Origin of the sequence: Solirubrobacter deserti, assembly GCF_027587175.1 — a bacterium.
In the GTDB taxonomy this organism is placed as follows: Bacteria; Actinomycetota; Thermoleophilia; order Solirubrobacterales; family Solirubrobacteraceae; genus Solirubrobacter; species Solirubrobacter deserti.
On the sequence record NZ_JAPCID010000016.1, the window covers coordinates 69,270 to 90,576 of the forward strand.

The following is a 21,307-nucleotide window of genomic DNA, read 5'->3' on the forward strand; positions in this document are numbered from 1 at the left end:
TCAGGTCTCCTCGACCTTCTTGACCGCGTGGCCGCCGAACTGGTTGCGCAGCGCGGCCAGCACGCGGGCCGCGTAGTCGCCCTCCTTGCGCGAGTAGAAGCGCGCGTAGAGGGAGGCGGCGAGCGCGGGCGTCGGGACGGCCATCTCGATGCCGTCGTTCATCATCCAGCGGCCCTCGCCGGAGTCGTCGACGTAGCCGACCAGGCGGCTGAGGTCGTTGCCTTCCTCCTCGAAGGCCTTCTCGGCGAGCTCGCACAGCCATGAGCGCACGACCGAGCCGCGGTTCCACAGCCCCGCGACCTCCTTGAGCTCGATCGGGAAGGGCGACTGGTGCATGAGGTCGAAGCCCTCGGCGTAGGCCTGCATCATCCCGTACTCGACGCCGTTGTGGACCATCTTCACGAAGTGGCCGGCGCCGGCGGGGCCGAAGTGGCGCCAGCCGTCCGGCGGCGCGAGCACGTCGAGGATCGGCGACAGGCGCTGGATCGACTCCTCGGGACCGCCGGCCATCATGCAGTAGCCGAGGTCCAGGCCCCAGACGCCGCCGGACGTGCCGACGTCGGCGTAGCGGATCCCGCGCGGCTCGAGCTCGTTCGCGCGGCGCTGGTCGTCGTGCCAGTTCGTGTTGCCGCCGTCGACGATCGTGTCGCCTTCCTCGAGCAGGTCGGCGAGCTTGGTGATCGTGTCCTCGGTGATCTTGCCGGAGGGCACCATCAGCCACACCAGGCGCGGCGCGTCGAGCTTGGACACGAGCTCCTCAAGCGACGACGCGCCCACGGCGCCGTGGCTCTCGGCGGCGGCGACGGCCTCCGGGTTCGGGTCGAAGGCGACGACCTCATGGTCCGAGTCGCGCTCGATCCGATGGACCATGTTGCCGCCCATCTTGCCGAGGCCGACGAATCCGATCTGCATCTACAGCTCCTTGAGGTCCTTGACGTCGATGCGCACGGCCGGCAGGCCGTGGTTGCGAAGGGTCTCGAGGTCGCCGTCGGCCTGGGCCCGGATCAGCGACGCGAACGTGAACGGCTCGTCCGGGACCTCGAGGTCCTGCTGGGGCTCGTCGACGATCTGCAGGAACCGTCCGGTCTTCGGGCCGCCCTTGTGGAACTGGCCCGTCGAGTGGAGGAAGCGCGGGCCGTAGCCCCACGTCGTCGCCACCTTGTGCTGCTCGATGAGCCGCTGCCGCACGCGCGCGACGGCGGCCTCGGTCTCTTCGGAGTACGGCAGGTAGCCCATGATCGCGTAGTACGCCGGCGGTTCGAGACCCTCGGTCAGCTCGCCCAGCGTTCCCGGTTCCAGACCGCCGGAACCCTCCTTGAGGACCCGGCTGGTGTTGTCCTTGGCTTCCTGGACGTTGGGCTGGTCGAACGGGTTGATCTCCAGCACCCAGCCGGCGACGGCCACCGCGAACTCGCTCAGGTAGAAGATCCGGCCGAGGTCGGTCGCGCCGAGCGCGTGCAGCGTGATGACCGGGTGGCCGGCGTCCTTGAGCGCGCGCAGCTTGCCCGCGTTGCCGCCGCCCTCGACGGCGACGTGCAGGAACACGCGGTCGTCGCCGTAGGCCTCCGGCGCGAGCAGCGGCTCGTCCGCGATCGGCAGGATGCCCGTGCCGTGCTTGCCGGTGGACTCGGCGACGAGCTGCTCGGCCCAGACGCCGTAGGAGCTCAGCGGGTCGTCGGCGACGAACGTGAGCTTGTTGCGGCCGGCCCGGGCGAGCTCGCCGAGCGCGGCGCCGAGCCACAGCCCGCCGTTGCCGCCGGACTCCGAGCGGCACTCCTCGCCCGCGGTGATCGCGCCGTCGAGCACGGCGGCGACGTCATAGCCCGCCACCACCGCGGGAACGAGGCCGAACGCGCTCAGCGCGCTGTAGCGGCCGCCGATGTCCGGGTCGCCGTGGAACACGCGCCGGAAGCCCTTCGTGTTGGCCAGCGTCTCCAGGCTCGTGCCGGGGTCGGTCACGGCGACGAAGTTCGGGGCGGGCATCCGCGCGGCGAACGCCTTGTACATCGACATCGGCTCGATCGTCCCGCCCGACTTGCTCGACACGATCGCGAGCGTCTTGCTCAGGTCGAGCTTGTCGAGGTACTTGGCGACCTCGTCCGGGTGCGTGGAGTCCAGCACGTGCAGCCTGAGCCCGTTCTCGGCGGGCCGGAAGGACTGGCGGAAGACCTCGGGGGCGAGGCTGGAGCCGCCCATGCCGAGCACGATCGCGTCCGTGAAGTTCTCGCGCAGTAGCTCGTCGCGCAGCTGCTCGTAATCGGCGAGCTCCTCGCGGGAGCGCTCGGCGATGTCCAGCCAGCCGAGCCGGTTCGTGACCTCGGGCGTGCCCTCGGGCGCCCACAGCGTCCCGTCCCTGCGCCAGAGCCGGCCGACGATGTCCTCGTCGGCGGCTCGTCTGAGCCGGGTCTGAACCGCATCGGCGTAGCGCTCGGGGACGTCGGCCTCGATCGTCGTGACGTCACTCATGGCTTCCAGTTCCTTCCCGTGGCGGCTCCAGGACTTGCGTTCCGGACGCTAGCGAACTGCGCGTCCGCGACGTGTCGCGGACGCGCAGCCGGGAAGGATCAGCGCTGCCAGACGGTGGCTTCGGGTGCGGCCGCCGTGAGGTTCACGGTGCCGCGCCACTGCACGAAGGACGGCAGCGGCAGGTAGTCCTCGCCGAGGAAGAACCCGCGGTTGACGGCGCGGAACACCGCCTCGGTGCGGGTCGCGGTCGGGACGAGGATGGCCTTGATCTCCTCGACGTCGGCCTCGGTCGTGCCGGCCGGGAGCTCGATCGTCGTGGCGGCGCTGCCGTCACGCTCGATCGACCAGCCGGGCTGGAGGTGGTCGGCGCGGTACCAGACGCCGTCGACCTTGGCCGCCAGCGTGACCGGCGCGCCGGTCTTCTCCAGCTCGAGCCACAGGTAGTTGCGCTGGTCGGAGACCTCGACCGTCGCCGGGTTCGACGTCGCCTCGAGGCGGCCCTCGCGCAGCATCTCCTTGGCCATGACCTGGTAGGTCCAGGGCTCGGCGTCCATCGCGGCCTCGCGCGTGCGGCCGGCGGGCAGCGTGCGGCTGGTGTCCAGGAAGAAGCGGTAGCCGGACGTCTCCGCCAGGTTCGTGACCTGGGTCATGTTGTTGTTGGAGCTGTTGACCTCCAGGAGCGGGTGGTCGCCCTCCTTGAGGCCGGTGAACGGCGTGGTGACGTGGTTGAGGCCGTGGAACTCACCCGCGATGGCGTTGCCGGCCGCGTCGACCTTCACGCGGTAGAGCCATTCGATGTCGGTCGTGCGGCCCCAGCGCGCCATCAGCGCGGGCGAGTTGGTGCCGCCGTCCTCGTTGGACCAGATGACCGTGTACTCGATCGTGCGCGTGCCGTCGGCGTGCGGCGTGATCGTGTGGTAGGAGAGCAGCGGCACGTCGGTGCGCGCGTTCTCCCAGCGGCCGGCGACCTCCGGGATGTCGCGGCCGTAGAGGATCGGCGCGTGGCGGGCGACGAGGTCGCCGACCGGGCTGAGGCTCGGCTTGAGGTTGCTCACGTTCACCGGGCCCACCGCGGGCGGCGACATGCGGTCGTTGAGCACGATCCGGATCTGGTGGTTGCCGGACTGCACGCGGCCGAGCGCGACCTCGTAGGCGAACTGGCGCGCGCCCTGGTGCAGGACGACGTCCTGCGTCTTGACGCCGTCGACCAGCACCGACACGACCGCGGCCTCACGGCCGTTGCGCGCCCAGTCGGTGTCCGGCGCGGAGGCCGTGAACGTGAGCTTGGCCTCCGTCGCGCGCGTCGCGCGCAGCGTCGTCTTGGCCAGCACGCCCTTCTCCGGCTTGACCTGGAGCTTCGCGCTCACGGGCAGGTGGTCGGAGGCGGGCGTCGGGTGCACCTGGGCCTTCTTGACGTCCACGTCCGGCGAGACGAAGACGTAGTCGATCCGGCGGTCCGGCGCCTCGGCCGGGTAGGTGAAGCCCTCGCCGACGCCGCCGAGCGTCCAGGCGTCGTCGAAGCGCGTGTACAGCGGCGCGAGCTCGGGCGCGGTCGGCAGGGCGTTGAGGTCGCCCAGGAGCACGGTCGGCTCCTCGGCCGGCTCGAGCAGTTCGAGGATGCGGTTGACCTGCGCCGTGCGCTCCACGTCGCTGTTGTGCTGCAGGTGCGTGTTGGCGACGCGCACGCGCGCCTTGCCGACCTTGATCACGGCCTCCAGCAGCCCGCGCTGCTCACCGTTGTTGGGACGCGGCAGCAGCGTGTTGCGCGAGCTGACGATGTCGTAGGAGGACAGGATCGCCGTGCCGTACTGGCGGCGCGGCTGGCCCGGGTTCAGCGGCTCAAGGTCGAGGTTCGGTGCGTACACGACCTTCATGTCCAGGCGCTTGGCGAGCCGCTCGGCCTGGTCGACGAACTCCGACCGCGCGCCCCAGTGGCGGTCGACCTCCTGCAGGCCGATCACGTCAGCCTTGGTCTTGCGGATCTCGTTCGCGATCCGCGGGATGCTGAGCGTCCCGTCCACGCCCTCGGCGTGGTGGATGTTGTAGGTCGCGACGTTCAGCGACGCGGCCTGCGCGCTCGGCGCCGCGGCGGCGGCCAGCGCGACCGCGCCGGCCAGGACAAGCTTCTTCATCGAGTCTCCCGCTCGTGTTGACCCGGCAACCCCTTGCCGGACGTTCGGGTCGCGAGGCTAGGCCCCGCGACCCCGAGCGATGTGAACGGCGAGTGACTCGCGCTGTGCGCTCGCACTCGCTGGGGGAACTCGCCCTTACGGCTCGCTCCCCTGCCCCGCTTACTTTGCCAGCACCCCGCGGGCGACGTCGGCGACGTTCTCGCCGGTGAAGCCGAAGTGCTTGTAGAGCGCGCCGGCCGGCGCGGAGGCGCCGAACGTGGTCATGGCCACGACCGCGCCGCGGTCACCGACCCAGCGGTGCCAGCCGAGCGGCGAGGCGGCCTCGACGGCCACGCGCGCCGTCACCGACGGCGGGAGCACCGAGTCGCGGTAGGCCTGGTCCTGCACCTCGAAGCGGTCCAGGCACGGCATCGACACCAGGCGCACCTTGACGCCCTCGCCGTCCAGGATCTTGAGCGCGTCGTGCGCGATGTGGACCTCGGTGCCGGACGCCATCAGGATCAGGTCCGGCTCGCCCTCGCTGTCGCGCAGCACGTACGCGCCGCGCTCGATCGCGTCCCGTGGGACACCGGCCGGGTCCCACACGGGCACGCCCTGGCGGGAGAGCGCGAGCGCCGTCGGCGTCTCGGTGGCGGACAGCGCGAAGCGCCAGGCCAGCGCGGTCTCGTTGTAGCCCGCGGGCCGCACGACGTTGATGTTCGGCGTCGCGCGCAGCGCCGCGAGCTGCTCGATCGGCTGGTGGGTCGGGCCGTCCTCGCCGACGCCGATCGAGTCGTGCGTGAACACGAACGTCGACGGGATGCGCATGATCGCCGCCAGGCGCAGCGACGCCTTCATGTAGTCGCTGAAGATGAAGAAGCCGGCGCCGTACGCGCGGAAGCCGGAGAGCGTCAGGCCGTTGACGATCGCGCCCATGCCGTGCTCGCGGATGCCGAAGTGCAGGTTGCGGCCGCCGTAGGACCCGGCCTGCACGGAGTCCGCGTCCTTGATCAGGGTGAGGGTCGAGGGCGCGAGGTCGGCGGAGCCGCCGATCATCTCCGGCACCTGCGCGGCCGCCCACTGGATGATGTCCTGGGACGCCTTGCGGGTGGCGATCATACCGGCGTCCGGGCCCTTGGTCGGCACCTCGGCGTCCCAGTTCTCCGGCAGCTTGCGCGCGAGCTGGCGCTCGAACTGCTCGGCCAGCTCGGGGTGCGCGGCGCGGTAGGCCTCGAAGCGCTCCTTCCAGGCCGACTCGAGCTCCTCGCCCTTGGTCTCGCACTCGCGGAAGTGGTTGAGCGCCTCCTCCGGAACGAAGAACGGCTCCTCCGACGGCCAGTTGTAGGCCTGCTTGGTGAGCTTGATCTCCTCCTCGCCGAGCGGCGCGCCGTGCGCCTCGTGCGTGTCCTGCTTGTTCGGCGAGCCGGGCGCGATGTGCGTGCGGACGACGATCAGCGACGGCTTGTCGGTGACGTCGCGGGCGTTGGCGAGCGCCTCCTCGATCCGGTCCAGGCCGATGTCCTCGCCGAGGTTCTGGACGTGCCAGCCGTACGCCTCGTAGCGGGCGGCGACGTCCTCGGTGAAGGAGATCGCGGTGTCGCCCTCGATCGAGATGTGGTTGTCGTCCCAGAAGGAGATCAGCCGGCCGAGGCCGAGGTGGCCGGCGAGCGAGGACGCCTCGGAGGCGATGCCCTCCTGCAGGTCGCCGTCGGACGCGATCACGTACGTGTAGTGATCGACGATCTCGTGACCCTCGCGGTTGTAGCGCTCGGCCAGCATGCGCTCGGCGAGCGCCATGCCGACGGCGGTCGAGATGCCCTGGCCGAGCGGCCCGGTCGTGGTCTCGATGCCCGCAGCGTGGCCGTACTCCGGGTGGCCGGCGGTCGGCGAGCCGAGCTGGCGGAAGTTCTTGAGGTCGTCCAGTGTGAGGCCGTACCCGGTCAGGTACAGCATCGAGTACAGGAGCATCGAGGCGTGGCCGCAGGACAGCACGAAGCGGTCACGATCGGCCCACTTGTCGTTCTTGGGGTTGTGCTCCATCACCCGCGTGTAGAGCACGTACGCGAGCGGCGCGAGCGCCATCGGCGTGCCGGGGTGGCCGGAGTTGGCCTTCTGCACCGCATCCATCGAGAGGGTGCGGATCGTGTTCACGCAGAGCTCGTCGAGGGTGGTCCGATCTTCTGCGACGGACAACGCTGGCCTCCAGTGGAGTTCGGAAAGTAAGGTCGGATGATCGGGGTGGGGCGGAGGGGATGCCCCGCCTTCCTTTTCGGACCCGAGAAGCTAGCGCGACGCCTCGTCCAAGTGCTTCGCGATCACGACGGCGGCCTGCTCCTGCGCGGCGTACGCGGCCGCTATGTCGGCGTCGGGCGGATGGGGCGCTCGAGCATCCGGCCGACGTCGATCACGAGCGCCTCGCCGCCCACCGCGTCGGCGAGGTGGTTGAGCGTGCCGGCCCGCACGTGCGCGCCGTCGACGAACGCGGCGTTGATCGTGTCGGCCGACAGCGGCGCGCGACCGAAGACGCGGCCGTGCAGGACGGCGGCGTTGGTCCGGTGTGCGCTGACCTGCTCGGCGTGGGTGTCGATCCCGGCCGCCTCGCCGAGGTGGTCGAGCGCCTGCGTGATCCCGGTCGCGTCGACCGGCAGCGACGCCCGCAGAGCCGGGGAGAGCTGCTCGAGCAGGGCGGTCCGCTCCGCTCTCGCGCCGGCCAGGATGGCTTGCACCTGCGCCTGATGCGTCATGCCTTCGAAGCGTAAGGGAGGGGGCCGACGGCCCTAAGGGGTGTGGCGCGCGAGCGCGCTCCGAACGCCCGATGTGGGGGTCGCGTCGGAGCTTGAAGATGGCTCCCATGCACCCCCAGTTGATGACGATGTACGCCGAGGCGCAGAGCCAGGCCCTGCTTGAAGCCGCCGCCACGCGTCGCCGCGGCCGGCTCGCCGTACCCTTGAAGGCATGGCCACGGAGATCGAGAAGACTGACGCGCAGTGGCGTGAGGAGCTGACGCCGGAGCAGTACGCGGTGCTGCGCCAGGCCGGCACCGAGCGGGCCTTCACGGGCAAGTACTGGGACTGCCACGACGACGGCATGTACCGCTGTGCCGGCTGCGGCGCGGAACTGTTCTCCAGCGACACGAAGTTCGAGTCGGGCTCGGGTTGGCCGAGCTTCACGGAGCCCGCGTTCGCCGAGAACGTGGAGACCAAGCAGGATGTCTCGCACGGCATGATCCGGACCGAGGTCGTCTGCAAGCGCTGCGGCGGGCACCTCGGCCACGTGTTCCCGGACGGCCCGCGCGAGGCGGGCGGACTGCGCTACTGCATCAACAGCGCCGCGCTGGACCTCGACGCAAAGTAGGCGCACCCGCCTGAGCGCGGCTTTATAGAGCGGCCTACGGTGGGTAGATGGCCGCCGTGATCGCCGCCACCGGCGTGGTGAAGACCTTCGGGGAAGGCCGCGCCGCCCGGCGGGTGCTGGACGGCGCCGCCCTGCACGTCCAGCCCGGCGAGGTGGTGGCGATCCTCGGCCGCTCCGGCACGGGCAAGTCGACGATGCTCAACCTCGTCGGCGGGCTCGACCGGCCGGACGCGGGCACGATCACGGTCGCGGGCGAGCCGGTCACGGGCGTGAGCGAACGCGCGCTCTCGCGCCTGCGTAGAACGCACATCGGGTTCATCTTCCAGTTCTTCCACCTGCTGCCGGAGCTCAGCGGCGAAGCCAACGTGCTGCTCGCCGGCCGGGTCCGGGGCGCGGCGCCGGACGCCGCGGAGCGCGGGCAGGCGTTGATCGACCGGCTCGGGCTGCGCGGGGTGGCGCGGTCGCTCCCGCACCAGCTGAGCGGCGGTGAGCAGCAGCGCTTCGCGATCGCGCGAGCGCTGGTGAACGACCCGCCGGTGCTGCTGGCCGACGAGCCGACCGGCAACCTGGACACGCGCGCCGGCGCCGAGGTGCTGCGCCTGCTGCGCGCCGGGGCCGAGGAGGGCCGGGCCGTGGTGATGGTCACGCACGAGTCGGCCGCCGCGGACATCGCCGACCGCGTCCTCACGCTCCGGGACGGGCGCCTCATTCCGTGACCGCGCGCCGGGACGTCGGCCGCGCGAGGCGGCGCGCGTGATCCGCGACGCCCTCGCGGCACTCCGTGCCCGTCGCGGCCGCACGCTGCTGGCCGCGCTCGGCGTGCTCGCGGCGTCGCTCGTGGTGGGCACGAGCGTGACCGTCGGCTACTCGCTCGCGACCGGCTTCCAGCGCTCCGCCGAGCAGGCGCAGCTGCCCGACGTGATCGCGCGCTTCGACGAGCAGCCGCGGCGCCGGATCGACGCACGCGTGTCCGCTCTGCCGAACCTCGAGGCCCGCTCCTACCGGTTCGAGGACCTCAACGAGGACCTCAGCGCCGGGCTCAACTCGACGGGCAAGGGCGCCGTGACCACGGTCTTCAACGGGCGCCGCGGCTACAAGGTCGTCGAGGGCCGCGACATCCGCGACGGCAGCACCGGCGAGGTCGTGGTCGAACGCGGCGTGGCGCGCGAATGGGACCTGCGGGTCGGGGACGACCTGTTCGTCGAGGAGCACGGCACGCTCCGCATCAGCGGCATCGCGGTCTCGCCCGACAACGTCGCGTTCCCGCTCGCCAGCACCGCGCGCGTCTACGTCACGCGCGCGCAGCACCGGCGCGTCGCGCCCAACGTCGCGCTGCTATGGCTCAGCGACCCCGATAAGGCCGACGTCACGCTCGCCCAGGCGCGCTCGGTCACGTTCGGCCTCGGCAAGCTCCAGTTCATCACCCGCACGGGCGTCGAGATCCTGCTCTCGCAGGCGGCGGGGATCGTGATCTCGCTGCTGATCGCGTTCTCGCTCGTCGCGCTGCTGGCCGCCGGCACGATGCTCGCCGCCAGCGCGCACGCCGACGTCCAGCGCCGCCTGACCGGGCTCGGCGTCCAGCGCGCGCTCGGCTTCGGCCCCGGGCGGATCGCCGCGCAGCAGGCGGTCGAGTCCGCGCTGGTCGCGCTCCCGGCCGCGCTCGCGGGGATCGCGATCGGCGCGCTGCTCGTCGCGCGCCCCGCGGCGGAGCTGATCGCCGCGCTCAACGAGCTCGGCCCGGGCGCCACGCTGCTCGGCCCGCTAACTCTGGCGGCGGCCGCCGTCGTCGCGCTCGTCGTCGCCGCCGCCACCTGGCCCGCGTGGCGCGCCGCGCGCCGCCCACCGGTCGAGATCCTGCGCGGCGGCGACCTCGCGAAGCGACCGCGCCGCCGCACGAGAGCGTCCGCCACGGCGCTCCAGCCGGCCGCGCGCGGCCCCCGTACGCGCGGAACATCCCCCTCTTTCGGCGAAGCCGGTTCCGCGCTTCGGGGGTCGCGCGCGGCCGGCCCCCACGGCGTCGGCGCCCCCACCGGGCGGCCGACGTCGAGCGACTCCGGCCCCCACGGCGGCGGCTCGCTCTTCGGCCTCGGGGTGCGGTTCGCCACCGCCGCGCGCGCCCGCTGGTTCGCCGCCGTCGCGACGATCGCCGTCTGCGCGGGCGTCGTCACGCTCATGCTCGCGCTCGCCAGCCTGCTCGAGCGCCTGCGCGAGGACCCCGGGACGGTCGGCAAGCGCTACCAGCTCGCGGTGCAGCTCGACTCGTCGCAGCTCGACGCCGCCCGCGCGCTGCCGGGCGTGGCCGACGTCGGCGAGCGCTACTCGATCGACGCCGCCGACTCGTTCCGCCTCGGCGAGCCGATCCGGCTCGTCGCCTATCCCGGCGACCACACCCGCTTCGAGAACCCGCCGCTCGCCGAGGGCCGCCGGATCGCGAACGCGAACGAGGTGGAGGTCGGCCTCGGCATGGCGGACGCGCTCGGCCTGCGCCCCGGGAGCACGCTCGCCGCCCAGATTCCCGACGGGGGCGAGGTGCGCTTCAAGGTCGCAGGCATCGTGCGCGCGCTCGAGAACGACGGCCGCATCGCGTGGATCCAGCCTGACAAGCTGCTCGAGACGCGGCCGGACCTGACGCCCCAGGTCGTCGTGCGCCTGGAGCCCAACACGGACCCGGCGACCGTGACGCGGGAGCTGGTGAACCTCGGCGCCAGCCTCCAGCCCGTCGGCGCCGCGCAGACCGACAACGCCGCGTTCCTGGCCGTGCTCGCCGCGGTGCTGCGCGGCGTCGGCCTGGCGGTCGGCCTCGTGTGCCTGTACGCGCTCATCCAGGCGCTCACGGTCACCGCGCGCGAACGGCGCGGCGCCGTCGCGCTGCTGCGCGCCACCGGCGCCGACGCGACGACCATCGGCCTCGTGCTCGCGGGCGTCGCCGTCGCCGTCGCCGTCCCGGCCGCGATCGCGGGCGTCGTGCTCGAGCTCACCGTCTTCGGCCCGCTCGTCTCGCGCCTGGCCGCGAGCTTCGCCTCCCTCCCGCTCGGCGCGTCCGCGGGTGAGATCGCGCTGGTCATCGGCGGCCTGCTCGCGCTCTCCGTGCTGGCGACCGCGTTCGTCGCGCGCCGCGTGATGAGCGAGCCGATCATCGCGGGGTTGCGCGAAGAATGACCGCGCCCCGCGCCGCCCGCCGCGCGTTCGCCGCGACCGTCCTCGCGGCCCTTGCCTTCGCCGCGTGCGGTGACGACTCGCCGCCCGCGGCCGGCGGCGACTCGACCCTGCGGTCGACGCTCGTCGACCCCGACCGCGACGGCTTCCTCGACGCCGGACCGGCCGAGCCGCTCACGGACCGCGGCACGCCGTCACGGCTCGGCGAGACCCTCGTCACGTTCGGCCAGCTGACGGACACACACGTGCGCGACGAGGAGTCGCCGGCGCGGGTGCCGTTCCTGGACCGCATCGGCACCCCGTTCACGTCTACGTTCCGCCCGCAGGAGGCGTTCAGCGCCCAGACGCTGGACGCCGCGATCCGCGCGCTCAATGCGCAACGACCCGACGCCGTCTTCCTCACGGGCGACATCACCGACAACGCGCAGCGCAACGAGCTCGAGCTCGCGCTCGCCACGCTCGAGGGCGGGCGCGTGAACCCCGACAGCGGCGGCCCGGGCTATCGCGGCGTGCAGCAGCCCGACTCCGCCGACCCGTTCTACTACCGCCCCGACTTCGACGCGCCCGCGCACCCCGGCGCGCTCGCGCAGGCCCAGCGCGCGTTCACCGCCGAGGGCCTGAAGGCGCCGCTGTACCCGCTCGTCGGCAACCACGACGTGCTCGCCCAGGGCGAGGTCCAACCGACCGAGCAGATCAACGCCTACGCCACCGGCGACGAGCTCATCACCGCGCTCGACCCCGAGCTGCTCGACCAGCTCCCGCGCGCGGAGATCGACGCCCAGCGCGCGACCGCCGCCCTGCTCGGCAACCAGTTCTTCCTCCCGAGCGTCGACGTCCCCGCCGACGACACGCGCCGGCTGGTCGGCTCCGGTGAGTGGGAGCGGGCGTTCCGCCGCGAGCGCTTCGACTACACGGTCGACCTCACCGACCGCGTCCGCGCGATCACCGTCGACACCGTCAACCGCGACGGCACCAGCCGCGCCCGCATCAACCCCGACCAGCTGCAGCGGCTGGACGAGCAGCTGGACACGGATCGCCACGCGATCGTCTTCTCCCACAACCCGCTCACGCCCGAAGCCCTCCAGATCCTCGACCGCCACCCCAACGTCGTCGCCGCGATCTCCGGCAACAGCCACCGCAACCGCGTCACCCCGCGCGGCCGCTACTGGCTGGTCAGCACGAGCTCGCTCGCCGACTTCCCCCAGCAATCGCGCATGTTCCGCCTGCGGGAGACGGCGGACGGCGCCGCGCTGGAGACGTGGATGGTCGACCACGACGGCCGGGGCCTCGCCGGCATCAGCCGCGAGCTCGCGTTCCTGGACGCCCAGGGCGGGCGCCCCCAACGTTTCGCCGGCGAGAGGCAAGACCGCAACGTCCGCCTGTTCGTGAACGTTTCATAACCCGCAACCAATTCCGCTCGCAGCCGCTTCACCGGCAAGCATCACAGCGAGAGGAGAAGTACGTGATTTCCAGGGCTTTTCTGGGCACTTGCGCTGCCCTGAGCCTGGCCGCGGCATGCCCTGCCGCAGGCCACGCCGCCGTGCAGGTGAGCCAGTCGGGCTGGCAGTGGGGCAACCCGACGCCGCAGGGCAACACAATCAGGGCGATCGACTTCGCCCAGGGTCGGGGGTACGCGATCGGCGACGACGGCACCGCCCTCAGGACCGATGACGGCGGCGCGACCTGGACCGGTCTCCCGACCGGCACGTCGCTCGACCTCAACCGCATCCAGGCCGTCACGCCGGACGTCGTGACGATCCTCGGCGGTGACGGTTGCGTACTGCGCCGCTCCGACGACGGCGGCCGCACGTTCCGCCGCTTCTACGTGCTGACCGAGATCGACTGCCCGGAGCCCGTCGCGGCGACGTACTTCGTCACCCCGCAGCTCGGCTACATCCTGCTGCGCAACGGCAACGTCCTCAGGACCACCGACGGCGGCGAGAGCTTCAGCCGCGTCACCGCGATCCCCGGCACGCCCGGCAGCGCGGGCGGCGGCAACGCCACGCCCGCGGACGCCATCTTCACCTCCCCCGACGCGGGCATCGTCTTCCTCTCGGGCACGAACACGGCGTTGCGCACCACCGACGCGGGCGCGTCGTGGACGCCGGAGCCCGACGTCGCGGGCGGCAGCGTCCGGCGCCTGGAGGCGATCGACGCGACCACGTTCTACGCCTTCGGCCCCGACACGCTGCTGCGCTCGACCGATGCGGGCCAGAGCTGGCAGGCCAAGCCCGTCGCCGCGACCATCACCGGCGTGAGCTGCGCGACGCTCGACCTGTGCCTGCTCACCACCGACCGCGGTGACCGCCTCCTCAGAACCGAGAACGGCGGCGACACGACCGAGCCGATCACGGCCGCCACCGCCCCGCTCTACGCCGCGGGCTTCGCCAATCCGGCCCGCGCCGTCGCCGCGGGCGTGGGCGGCGCGACCGCCGTCTCCAACGACGCGGGCCGCAACTACACGCCGGTCGGCGGTGACATCGCGGGCTCGTTCGGCCTCGGCCTGCGGCTCGGCCCCGCCCCGAACATCGCGCTCGCGCTCGGCTCGGGCGGCCAGCTCGCCCGCACGACCGACAACGGCGTCACGTGGCGCGCCATCAACGTCGCCACCTCGTCCAACCTGCGCGACACGTCCTTCAGCAGCGAGAACGAGGGCTACGCGCTCGACTTCCGCGGCGGGCTGTTCCGCACCAGCAATGGCGGCGCGAGCTGGTCACCGATCGACCCGGGCACGACGAGCGCCCCGCTGGCCGTGATCACGCGCGGCGACACGGTCCTGCTCGCCGGCCCGCGCGGCGTCCGCCGGGCTACGGGCGGCGGACAGTTCAGCGCCGTCGAGAACCGCACGCGGGTGACGACGTTCGACCGTGCCGGCAGCACGATCTTCGCCTACGGACGCAACGCCGCGATCCGCTCGACCAACGGCGGTCGGCGGTGGACGACGGTCCGGCGCCCCGGTCGCCTCGCCGACCTCGACATGACGTCCGCCAACGGCGGCTACGCGCTGACCACGGACGGCCGCGTGTGGCGGACCACGAACGGCGGCCGGCGCTGGCGGGAGCTGGCCGCGGTCGGCACCAGCCGTGGCCTCGCGCTCGCGTTCGGCTCCTCCACGCACGGCTACCTGACGCTCAGCGGGTACCCGGCGGACGTCGGCGTCGCGTACGTCCTGCGCACCAGCGACGGCGGCCGGCACTGGCGCCCGCAGCGCATCTCGGCCGGCCAGTTCCCGGGCACGGAGGGCGTGATCAGCCCGAGCGCCTCGCGCTCGTACGCGCTCACCTCCACCCCCGCGGTCAACGCCGGCGTCTTCCGCAGCCTGTTCACGACGGCGAGCGGCGGAGACTTCGGCACGCGCTCGACGATCACGCTCAACCGCGCCCGCCGCAGCGGTCGCACCGTCACCGTGACGGGACGGCTGAACGGCGCACAGGGCGGCGAGCCGATCGTCGTCTCGGCGCGCACCGGCAGCCGCTGGACCGAGCAGGTCGTGACCGCGGGCGCGAACGGGGGCCGCTTCACGGCGAGCTTCCGCCTGCGCGGCCGCGCATCGTTCGTCGCCCGCTGGGCCGGTGACTCGGGCCGTCAGGGCGCCGGATCCAGCGCACTCAGGGGGCCGCGTTAGCCTCAGTACGCATGTCGCTCGCCCGCGCCGTGCTCGGCGCCTCGTTCATCACCACCGGGCTCCTGCACTTCGCCAGGCCCCGGTTGTACGAGGCGATCATGCCGCGCTACCTCCCGGCCCACCGTGAGCTCGTGCTCGCGAGCGGCGTCGCGGAGCTGGCCGGCGGCGCGGGCGTGCTGCACCCCAAGACCCGGCGCGCCGCGGGCTGGTGGCTGATCGCCACGCTCGTCGGCGTGTTCCCGGCCAACGTCGAGATGGCCGTGCACCCGGAGCGCTTCCGGCGCATCCCGAAGTCGTTGCTGTACGCACGCCTGCCGCTGCAGGGTGCGATGATCGCCTTGGTGTGGAAGACCGCGCTGCGCTAAGCGCGGCGGTGGCAGTGGCGCGCGCGCACGGATTGCGCGTGGAGGAGCCCGTCATCCTGCGCGATCAACTGAACGTGCTCGTCCACCTTCGCCCTGCGCCGGTGGTGGCGCGCGTGGCCGGGACGATCGCGGCCGTGCGCCCGGGCCCGGCCTGGCAGGCGCGCGAGCTGAGCGTCGCGGGGCATCTGGCGCGCGCGGGCGCGCCCGTGGTCGCACCGAGCGGAGAGCTGCCGCCGGGCCCGCACGAGCATGAGGGCCGGGTGCTCTCGTTCTGGCGCTACGCGCCGCCGGCCGAGGTCGACGCGGCGCGGGCCGGCGAGGCGCTCGCGCACTGCCACGAGGCGCTGCGCTCCTACCGCGGCTCGCTCCCACTGCTGGGCACGGTCACCGAGGCCGAGGCGCTGCTCGCCCGGCTCGCGGCGGAGGAGCGCATCGCGCCCGACGCGGCGACCGCGTTGCTGCTGCGCTTCCAGGAGCTGATCCCGGTCCTGTCGGAGCTGCGCTCCCCGGTCCAGCCGCTCCACGGCGACGCCCACCTCGGCAACGTGCTGGGTGGACCGCTGTGGAACGACTGGGAGGACACGTGCCTCGGCCCGGTCGGGTGGGACGCGGCCTGCCTGCTGGCCGGCCGCTACGGCCGCGAGCGCCAGGAGGCGGCCTACGCCGCCTCCCGCATGGGCCTCGATCCGGGGGAGCTGAAGCTGTGGATCGAGGCGCGCTCGCTACAGCTCGCCGTGTGGCGTCAGGTCATGACGGGCACGGCGTTGCCGTCCGGCTCGGCGGGCGTGGACGGCGACACCAGGAAGTAGGCCGCCAGCGCGCCGACGATGGCCATCCCGGCCCCGACGGTGAGCGCGAGCTGGAAGCCCTCGGTCATCGCGTTGGGGAGCGCGCTGCCGGCCTCCAGCACCGAGTCGCGGCGCGAGTTGCCGATCGAGGCCAGCACGGCGAGGCCGAGCGCGCCGCCGATCTGCTGGCTCGTGTTGATCATGCCGGAGGCCAGGCCCGCCTCGTGCGGCTCGACGCCCGCCACCGCGGCGATCGTCATCGGCACGAACGCGAACCCGAGCCCGAACGCGCTGACCAGCGACGGCCCGAGGATGTCGGCGAGGTAGCTGCCGCCGACCGAGATCTGCGAGAACCACAGCAGGCCGATCGCCGTCAGCAGCAGGCCCGCGACCAGCACCGGCCGGACGCCGAGCCGGGTGACCAGCGTCGAGGCGATGCCCGCCGAGACGATGATGCCGCCGGCCAGCGGCAGGTAGCCGAGCCCGGTCTCCAGCGCGTCGAAGCCGAGCACCTGCTGCAGGTAGAGCGAGATGAAGAAGAACATCGAGAACAGCGCGGCCGCGACCAGCAGGCCGGTGAGGTTCACGCCGCGCACGGTCCGCAGCCGGAAGATGCCCGGGAACGGGACCAGCGGCGCGCGGTTGCGCAGCTCGAGGACGACGAACACGGCGAGGATGACGAGCGCGACGCCGAGCAGCACGAGCGTCTCGGTCGACGTCCAGCCCGCCTCGTTCGCGTTCACGAGCGAGTAGACGAGCAGCGACAGGCCGGCGGTGACGGTGATGGCGCCCGCGACGTCGAAGTGGCGGTGCCCTTCCTCGCGCGACTCGGGCAGCAGGCGCGGGGCGAGCAGCGCCGCGGCGACGCCGATCGGCACGTTGACGAACAGCACCCACTCCCAGCCGGCCCACTCGGTGAGCATGCCGCCGAGCAGCACGCCGGCGGCGCCGCCGGAGCCCGCTACCGCGCCCCAGACGCCCATCGCCTTGTTGCGTTCAGCGCCTTCCTTGAACAGCACGGTGACGAGCGAGAGCGCGGCCGGGGAGAGCAGCGCGGCGCCGAGGCCCTGGACGGCGCGGGCGATGATCAATTGGATGTCGCTCTGGGCGAAGCCGCCCGCGAGTGAAGCGCCGGCGAACAGGATCAGGCCGAGGATGAACAGGCGCCGCCGGCCGAGCAGGTCGGCGAGCCGGCCGCCGAGCAGCAGGAAGCCGCCGAAGGCGAGCGTGTAGGCGTTGACCACCCAGGACAGATCGTCCGGGCTGAAGCTGAGCGACTGACCGATCGACGGGAGCGCGACGTTGACGATCGACGCGTCGAGGACCACCACGAATTGTGCGGCGGCGAGGAGGACGAGCGCGAGCCAGCGCCGGTCCGTGGAGGTGGAAGACATGATGACCCCTGGGGAGGAAATGGAGGTGGAGTTCCGGTTTCGCTTCGCAAGATACGGAGTTGAAGTTCCGTTTGTCAAGCCCTACAGTCGACCCATGTCCATCCCCACCGAACGCCCGCTCCGCGCCGACGCGCGCCGCAACCGCGAGCGGGTGCTGGAGGGCGCCCGAGCCGTCTTCGCCGAGCACGGGCGAGACGCGCAGATGGACGATGTGGCCCGCAAGGCCGGCGTCGGCGTCGGGACCGTGTACCGCCACTTCCCGACCAAGGAGGCGCTCGTCTCGGCGCTCGCGGTCTCGCTGTTCGAGCAGGTGCTCGCGTCCGCGCGCCGCGCGCTCGAGATCGACGACCCGTGGGAGGCGTTCACGACGGCGCTGTGGGCTGGCGTCGAGGTCCTCGCCTCCGACCGCGCGTTCACCGAGATCATCGGCCAGGCCGAGATGCCGTTCGACACCGACCTGATGGCCGAGATGAACGACGCGTACATGCAGCTCGTGCAGCGGGCGAAGGATTCGGGCGATCTGCGCCCGGACATCGTCCTGGACGACATCCCGATGTTCACCTGCGGCATCGGCATGGCCACCGTCAAGCCTCACATGTGCCAGGCCGCGTGGCGCCGCCACCTGGCGATCATCATCGACGGCCTGCGCGCCACGAACGCTTCCGGGCCACTGCCGTCGTAGCCTTGGGGGCATGAGCGCCCCCGATACCGTGAGCGACCCCGAGCTGCAAGAGGTCGCGTGGGACCTCACCGACCTGTTGAACGGCGCCGGGGAAGACCCGCAGGCGGGCGTCGACGCGCTGCTCGCCGACGCGCAGGCGCGCGCGGACACGTTCGCCGAGACCTACGCGGGGAAGCTGTCGTCGATCGACGGCGCGGGCCTGATCGCCGCCATGCAGGAGCTGGCGGAGATCGAGGAGATCGCCGCGCGTGCCGGCACCTACGCCCACCTCGCCTTCAGCACCGACACGCAGTCCCCGGCGAACGGCGCGCTGCTGCAGCGCGTCGAGGAGAAGGGCACCGCGATCGAGACCAAGCTGCTGTTCTTCCACCTGGAGTGGGCGGCGCTCGACGACGCGAAGGCGGACGAGCTGCTCGCCACCGACGGGCTCGACTTCGCGCGCCACCATCTGAAGACGGCGCGCCGCTACCGGCCGCACCTGCTGAGCGAGCCCGAGGAGCGCATCCTCGCCGAGAAGCAGCTGTCCGGCCGGTCGGCGTGGGTGCGGCTGTTCGAGGAGCAGACGGCGGCGATCACGGTCGAGCTGCCCGACGAGGGCGACGTGCCGCTGGACGCCGCGCTCTCGCGCCTGTTCTCGCCCGATCGCGAGGTGCGCCGCGACACCGCCGAGCGCGTCACGGGCGCGCTGGCGCCCGGCTTGCGCACGCGGGCGTACGCGTTCAACACGCTGCTCGCGGACAAGATGACCGACGACCGGCTGCGCAACTACCCGCACTGGCTGGCGGCGCGCAACCTGTCCAACGAGGCCTCCGACGAGTCCGTGCAGGCGCTGATCGAGGCCGTCCGCGCGCGCTATGAGGTGCCGCGCCGCTGGTACCGGCTCAAGGCCCAGCTGCTCGGGCTCGACAAGCTCGCCGACTACGATCGCATGGCGGCCGTGACACAGGACAACGAGAAGATCGGCTGGCCGCAGGCGAAGGAGATCGTCCAGGACGCGTACTCCTCCTTCTCCGACGAGCTCGGCGGGATCGTGTCGCAGTTCTTCGCGCAGCCGTGGATCGACGGGCCGGTGCGGCCGGGCAAGCGCGGTGGCGCGTTCTGCTCCTACGGCGTGCCGAGCGCGCACCCGTACGTGCTGCTCAACTACACGCACCTGCGCCGTGACGTGCTGACGCTCGCCCACGAGCTGGGCCACGGCGTGCACGCCGTGCTGGGCGGGTCGCAGGGCGTGTTCCACATGGCGACGCCGCTGACGCTGGCGGAGACCGCTTCGGTGTTCGGCGAGACGCTGGTCTTCGGGCGGCTGCTCGAGGCCTCTCCCTCCGCGGAGTCCCGCCTGTCGCTGCTGGCGGAGTCGATCGAGGGCTCGATCGCGACTGTCTTCCGCCAGGTGGCGATGAACCGCTTCGAGCACCTCATCCACACGCACCGGCGCGAGACGGGCGAGCTGTCCGTGGACGACTTCGGCGCGCTGTGGGCGCAGTCGCAGGAGGAGCTGCTGGGCGACGCCGTCGAGGTCACCGAGAACTACCGCTCCTGGTGGTCCTACGTCCCCCACTTCGTCGCCTCCCCCGGCTACGTCTACGCCTACGCGTACGGGCAGCTGCTCGCGCTGGCGGTCTACGGCCGCTACGAGGAGGAGGGCGCGGGCTTCGAGGCCGACTACGTGAACCTGCTGCGCGCGGGCGGCTCCAAGTCGCCCGAGGATCTGGGTCAGATCGTCGGCGTCGACCTCGCCGACCCGGGCTTCTGGGACAAGGGCCTGGACCTCGTCGAGCGCAAGCTCGAGCAGGCCGAGCAGGCCGCGAAAGACGCTGGCCGAATTTGAAGGCAGGACATCCCCTCCGCCCCACCCCGATCATCCGACCTTAAACGGGGGCGCGATTGACGGCCCGCACGATCGTGCGGGCCACCGTGGCGAGCTCGTCGATCGCGACGGACTCGTCCACGGCGTGCGCGAGCTCGATGTCGCGCGTGCCGACCATCACGGCGGGGATGCCGCGGGCGGTGAACAGCCTCATGTCGGCGCCCCACGGGACGCCGGCGAGCGGGGCGCTGCCGGTTTCCGCGGCGAGCGCCTCCTGCACCGTCTTGACCCACGGATGGTCGGGGTCGGTGGTGCCGGGCGCGAACGCGCCGCCCTCCCAGGTGAGCCGGCAGGGGGGAAGCCCGTCGTCGAGCGCGCGATCGAGCACGGCCTGAAGCTCGTCGCGGGCCTGCTGCAGATCGGCGCCGACGGGAACGCCGAGGCGCCCCTCGAACACGAGGCGGTCCGGCACCATGCTCGACCACTCGCCGGCGTGCAGCTGGCCCACGAGCAGCGGGTACGGCAGCGGGAGCTCGCGCATGAGCGGGTGCGCGACATCGGTGTTGACGGCGCGCTCGTGCGCGGCGAAGGCGGCGTGGACCTTGACGTAGCGGTCGATGGCCGAGTGGCCGGAGAGCCGCTCGGCGGCGTGGGCGGCGACGCCGCGGATCTCGCCCTTGAAGGTGAGCGCGCCGGCTTGCGCGCAGACCACGCGCAGGCCGGTCGGCTCGGGAAGCAGGGCGGCGTCGAAGGTCGCATCCCGTTCGAGCTCGGCGAACGTGCCCAGCCCACCGTCCTCCTCGGACGGGACGGCCATCAGCACGACCTCGGGGCGCTCCTGGTCCTTGAGCGCCGCGAGCGCGTGCAGCGCGGCGACGACCGGGCCCTTCATGTCGACGGCGCCGCGGCCGTGCAGCCGCCCACCCTCGACCGCGCCGGACCACGGGCCGAGCCGCCACGGCTCGGTGCCGGGCGAGACGACGTCGACGTGGCCGTTGAGCGCGATCCGGCCGGGCCGGGTGCCGGGCAGGGTGACCGTGAGGCCCCACAGCTCGTCGCGCGGCGCCTCCTCGCCGGGGTGATCCGGATGCGTACGCAGCGCCGCGAGATCGTGCCGGTGCAGGTCACATTCGAGACCGAGCGCGGCGGCCAGCTCGCCGAGCCGTTCGAGCGCCGCGCGCTCGTCTCCGGTCACGCTCGGCACGCTGACGAGCGCTGCAGCATCCCGGACCATTGCGTCCACATCGATGGTCATACGCGGCGAGGCTAGTACGTCCGTCCTCGCCTGGACCATCGGGTAGGGCGACCCACCCGTGCTGAACGGATGATCGGCCCATGCCCGCGCCACTTGTCGAGGCCGCCGCACTGGAACTGCGCTTCGGCCACCGGGCGGTGCTCTCAGGGATCGATCTGTGCGTCGGCGCCGGCCAGGTCCACGGCCTGATCGGCCCGTGCGGGGCAGGCAAGAGCGTGCTGCTGCGGGTGCTCTCCGGCGAGCTCGCGCCGACCGGCGGCGTGGCGCGGGCCCAGGACGTCGTGCTGGTCGCGGACGCCGCCGC

Annotated in this window: 16 protein-coding genes and 1 pseudogene; 10 read left to right on the forward strand and 7 right to left on the reverse strand. The window is 72.5% G+C overall.

All coding sequences use genetic code 11. The annotated features are described in order from the left end of the window. From gnd to OJ962_RS13370, 5 genes are all read right to left on the reverse strand, one after another. Entirely contained in the window at positions 1–912 is a 912-nt protein-coding gene (gene gnd, locus OJ962_RS13350; protein WP_202958499.1) for a phosphogluconate dehydrogenase (NAD(+)-dependent, decarboxylating), read from the reverse strand. After that, positions 913–2,466, reverse strand: coding sequence for a hypothetical protein (locus OJ962_RS13355; RefSeq protein WP_202958500.1), 1,554 nt, complete (start codon positions 2,464–2,466; stop codon positions 913–915). 98 nt (positions 2,467–2,564) lie between these two features. Then, entirely contained in the window at positions 2,565–4,598 is a 2,034-nt protein-coding gene (locus OJ962_RS13360) for an endonuclease/exonuclease/phosphatase family protein (RefSeq protein WP_202958501.1), read from the reverse strand. A 159-nt stretch (positions 4,599–4,757) separates the two neighbouring features. After that, complete coding sequence (gene tkt / locus OJ962_RS13365; RefSeq protein ID WP_270006393.1) at positions 4,758–6,728, reverse strand: transketolase; 1,971 nt, start codon at positions 6,726–6,728, stop codon at positions 4,758–4,760. Positions 6,729–6,931: 203 nt separating this feature from the next. Continuing rightward, positions 6,932–7,321 carry a hypothetical protein gene (locus tag OJ962_RS13370; RefSeq protein ID WP_202958502.1) on the reverse strand — a complete coding sequence of 130 codons (390 nt, stop codon included), beginning with the start codon at positions 7,319–7,321 and terminating at the stop codon, positions 6,932–6,934. Between the two features lie 211 nt (positions 7,322–7,532). Between OJ962_RS13370 and msrB the strand changes: the two genes are divergently transcribed. The 7 genes from msrB (at position 7,533) to OJ962_RS13405 (ending at position 15,886) form a co-directional block, all read left to right on the forward strand. Next, on the forward strand, positions 7,533–7,931 hold the full coding sequence (gene msrB, locus OJ962_RS13375; RefSeq protein ID WP_202958503.1) for a peptide-methionine (R)-S-oxide reductase MsrB: 399 nt from the start codon (positions 7,533–7,535) through the stop codon (positions 7,929–7,931). Between the two features lie 47 nt (positions 7,932–7,978). Beyond that, on the forward strand, positions 7,979–8,647 hold the full coding sequence (locus OJ962_RS13380) for an ABC transporter ATP-binding protein (RefSeq protein WP_202958504.1): 669 nt from the start codon (positions 7,979–7,981) through the stop codon (positions 8,645–8,647). 37 nt (positions 8,648–8,684) lie between these two features. Next, positions 8,685–11,090 carry an ABC transporter permease gene (locus OJ962_RS13385; RefSeq protein WP_202958505.1) on the forward strand — a complete coding sequence of 802 codons (2,406 nt, stop codon included), beginning with the start codon at positions 8,685–8,687 and terminating at the stop codon, positions 11,088–11,090. Beyond that, positions 11,087–12,487, forward strand: coding sequence for a metallophosphoesterase family protein (locus OJ962_RS13390; RefSeq protein WP_202958506.1), 1,401 nt, complete (start codon positions 11,087–11,089; stop codon positions 12,485–12,487). The genes OJ962_RS13385 and OJ962_RS13390 overlap by 4 nt, the downstream gene beginning before the upstream one ends. A gap of 140 nt (positions 12,488–12,627) precedes the next feature. Continuing rightward, on the forward strand, positions 12,628–14,712 hold the full coding sequence (locus tag OJ962_RS13395; protein WP_202958507.1) for a WD40/YVTN/BNR-like repeat-containing protein: 2,085 nt from the start codon (positions 12,628–12,630) through the stop codon (positions 14,710–14,712). A gap of 11 nt (positions 14,713–14,723) precedes the next feature. Then, on the forward strand, positions 14,724–15,077 hold the full coding sequence (locus tag OJ962_RS13400; protein ID WP_202958508.1) for a DoxX family protein: 354 nt from the start codon (positions 14,724–14,726) through the stop codon (positions 15,075–15,077). A gap of 8 nt (positions 15,078–15,085) precedes the next feature. Then, a complete protein-coding gene (locus OJ962_RS13405; RefSeq protein WP_202958509.1) occupies positions 15,086–15,886 on the forward strand; it encodes a phosphotransferase in 801 nt (266 codons plus the stop codon). Here OJ962_RS13405 and OJ962_RS13410 read toward each other — a convergent pair. After that, on the reverse strand, positions 15,820–17,259 hold the full coding sequence (locus tag OJ962_RS13410; RefSeq protein WP_202958510.1) for an MFS transporter: 1,440 nt from the start codon (positions 17,257–17,259) through the stop codon (positions 15,820–15,822). The genes OJ962_RS13405 and OJ962_RS13410 overlap by 67 nt on opposite strands. Before the next feature lie 94 nt (positions 17,260–17,353). Here OJ962_RS13410 and OJ962_RS13415 point away from each other — a divergent pair, with 94 nt between their 5' ends. Continuing rightward, positions 17,354–17,941, forward strand: a complete 588-nt coding sequence (locus tag OJ962_RS13415; RefSeq protein WP_202958511.1) for a TetR/AcrR family transcriptional regulator — start codon at positions 17,354–17,356, stop codon at positions 17,939–17,941. Between the two features lie 10 nt (positions 17,942–17,951). After that, the gene (locus OJ962_RS13420) at positions 17,952–19,769 is read left to right on the forward strand and encodes a M3 family oligoendopeptidase (protein WP_202958512.1); all 1,818 of its coding nucleotides are present in this window, start codon (positions 17,952–17,954) and stop codon (positions 19,767–19,769) included. Positions 19,770–19,809: 40 nt separating this feature from the next. On the opposite strand, the gene OJ962_RS13425 is transcribed toward OJ962_RS13420, so the two are convergent. Next, a complete protein-coding gene (locus OJ962_RS13425) occupies positions 19,810–21,003 on the reverse strand; it encodes a M20/M25/M40 family metallo-hydrolase (RefSeq protein ID WP_202958513.1) in 1,194 nt (397 codons plus the stop codon). 80 nt (positions 21,004–21,083) lie between these two features. On the opposite strand from OJ962_RS13425, the pseudogene OJ962_RS34420 reads away from it, so the two are divergent. After that, positions 21,084–21,272 (forward strand): annotated as a pseudogene (locus tag OJ962_RS34420) (ATP-binding cassette domain-containing protein); the annotation flags it as partial. Between the last annotated feature and the right edge of the window lie 35 nt (positions 21,273–21,307).

What these genes read in the sequence shown, in the direction of transcription:
- OJ962_RS13410 (WP_202958510.1), bottom strand. Translation starts at nt 17,259, where the DNA reads ATGTCTTCCACCTCCACGGACCGGCGCTGGCTCGCGCTCGTCCTCCTC.
- OJ962_RS13425 (WP_202958513.1), bottom strand. Translation starts at nt 21,003, where the DNA reads ATGACCATCGATGTGGACGCAATGGTCCGGGATGCTGCAGCGCTCGTC.
- OJ962_RS13355 (WP_202958500.1), bottom strand. Translation starts at nt 2,466, where the DNA reads ATGAGTGACGTCACGACGATCGAGGCCGACGTCCCCGAGCGCTACGCC.
- OJ962_RS13360 (WP_202958501.1), bottom strand. Translation starts at nt 4,598, where the DNA reads ATGAAGAAGCTTGTCCTGGCCGGCGCGGTCGCGCTGGCCGCCGCCGCG.
- msrB (WP_202958503.1), top strand. Translation starts at nt 7,533, where the DNA reads ATGGCCACGGAGATCGAGAAGACTGACGCGCAGTGGCGTGAGGAGCTG.
- OJ962_RS13400 (WP_202958508.1), top strand. Translation starts at nt 14,724, where the DNA reads ATGTCGCTCGCCCGCGCCGTGCTCGGCGCCTCGTTCATCACCACCGGG.
- gnd (WP_202958499.1), bottom strand. Translation starts at nt 912, where the DNA reads ATGCAGATCGGATTCGTCGGCCTCGGCAAGATGGGCGGCAACATGGTC.
- OJ962_RS13370 (WP_202958502.1), bottom strand. Translation starts at nt 7,321, where the DNA reads ATGACGCATCAGGCGCAGGTGCAAGCCATCCTGGCCGGCGCGAGAGCG.
- OJ962_RS13390 (WP_202958506.1), top strand. Translation starts at nt 11,087, where the DNA reads ATGACCGCGCCCCGCGCCGCCCGCCGCGCGTTCGCCGCGACCGTCCTC.
- OJ962_RS13420 (WP_202958512.1), top strand. Translation starts at nt 17,952, where the DNA reads ATGAGCGCCCCCGATACCGTGAGCGACCCCGAGCTGCAAGAGGTCGCG.
- OJ962_RS13415 (WP_202958511.1), top strand. Translation starts at nt 17,354, where the DNA reads ATGTCCATCCCCACCGAACGCCCGCTCCGCGCCGACGCGCGCCGCAAC.
- OJ962_RS13380 (WP_202958504.1), top strand. Translation starts at nt 7,979, where the DNA reads ATGGCCGCCGTGATCGCCGCCACCGGCGTGGTGAAGACCTTCGGGGAA.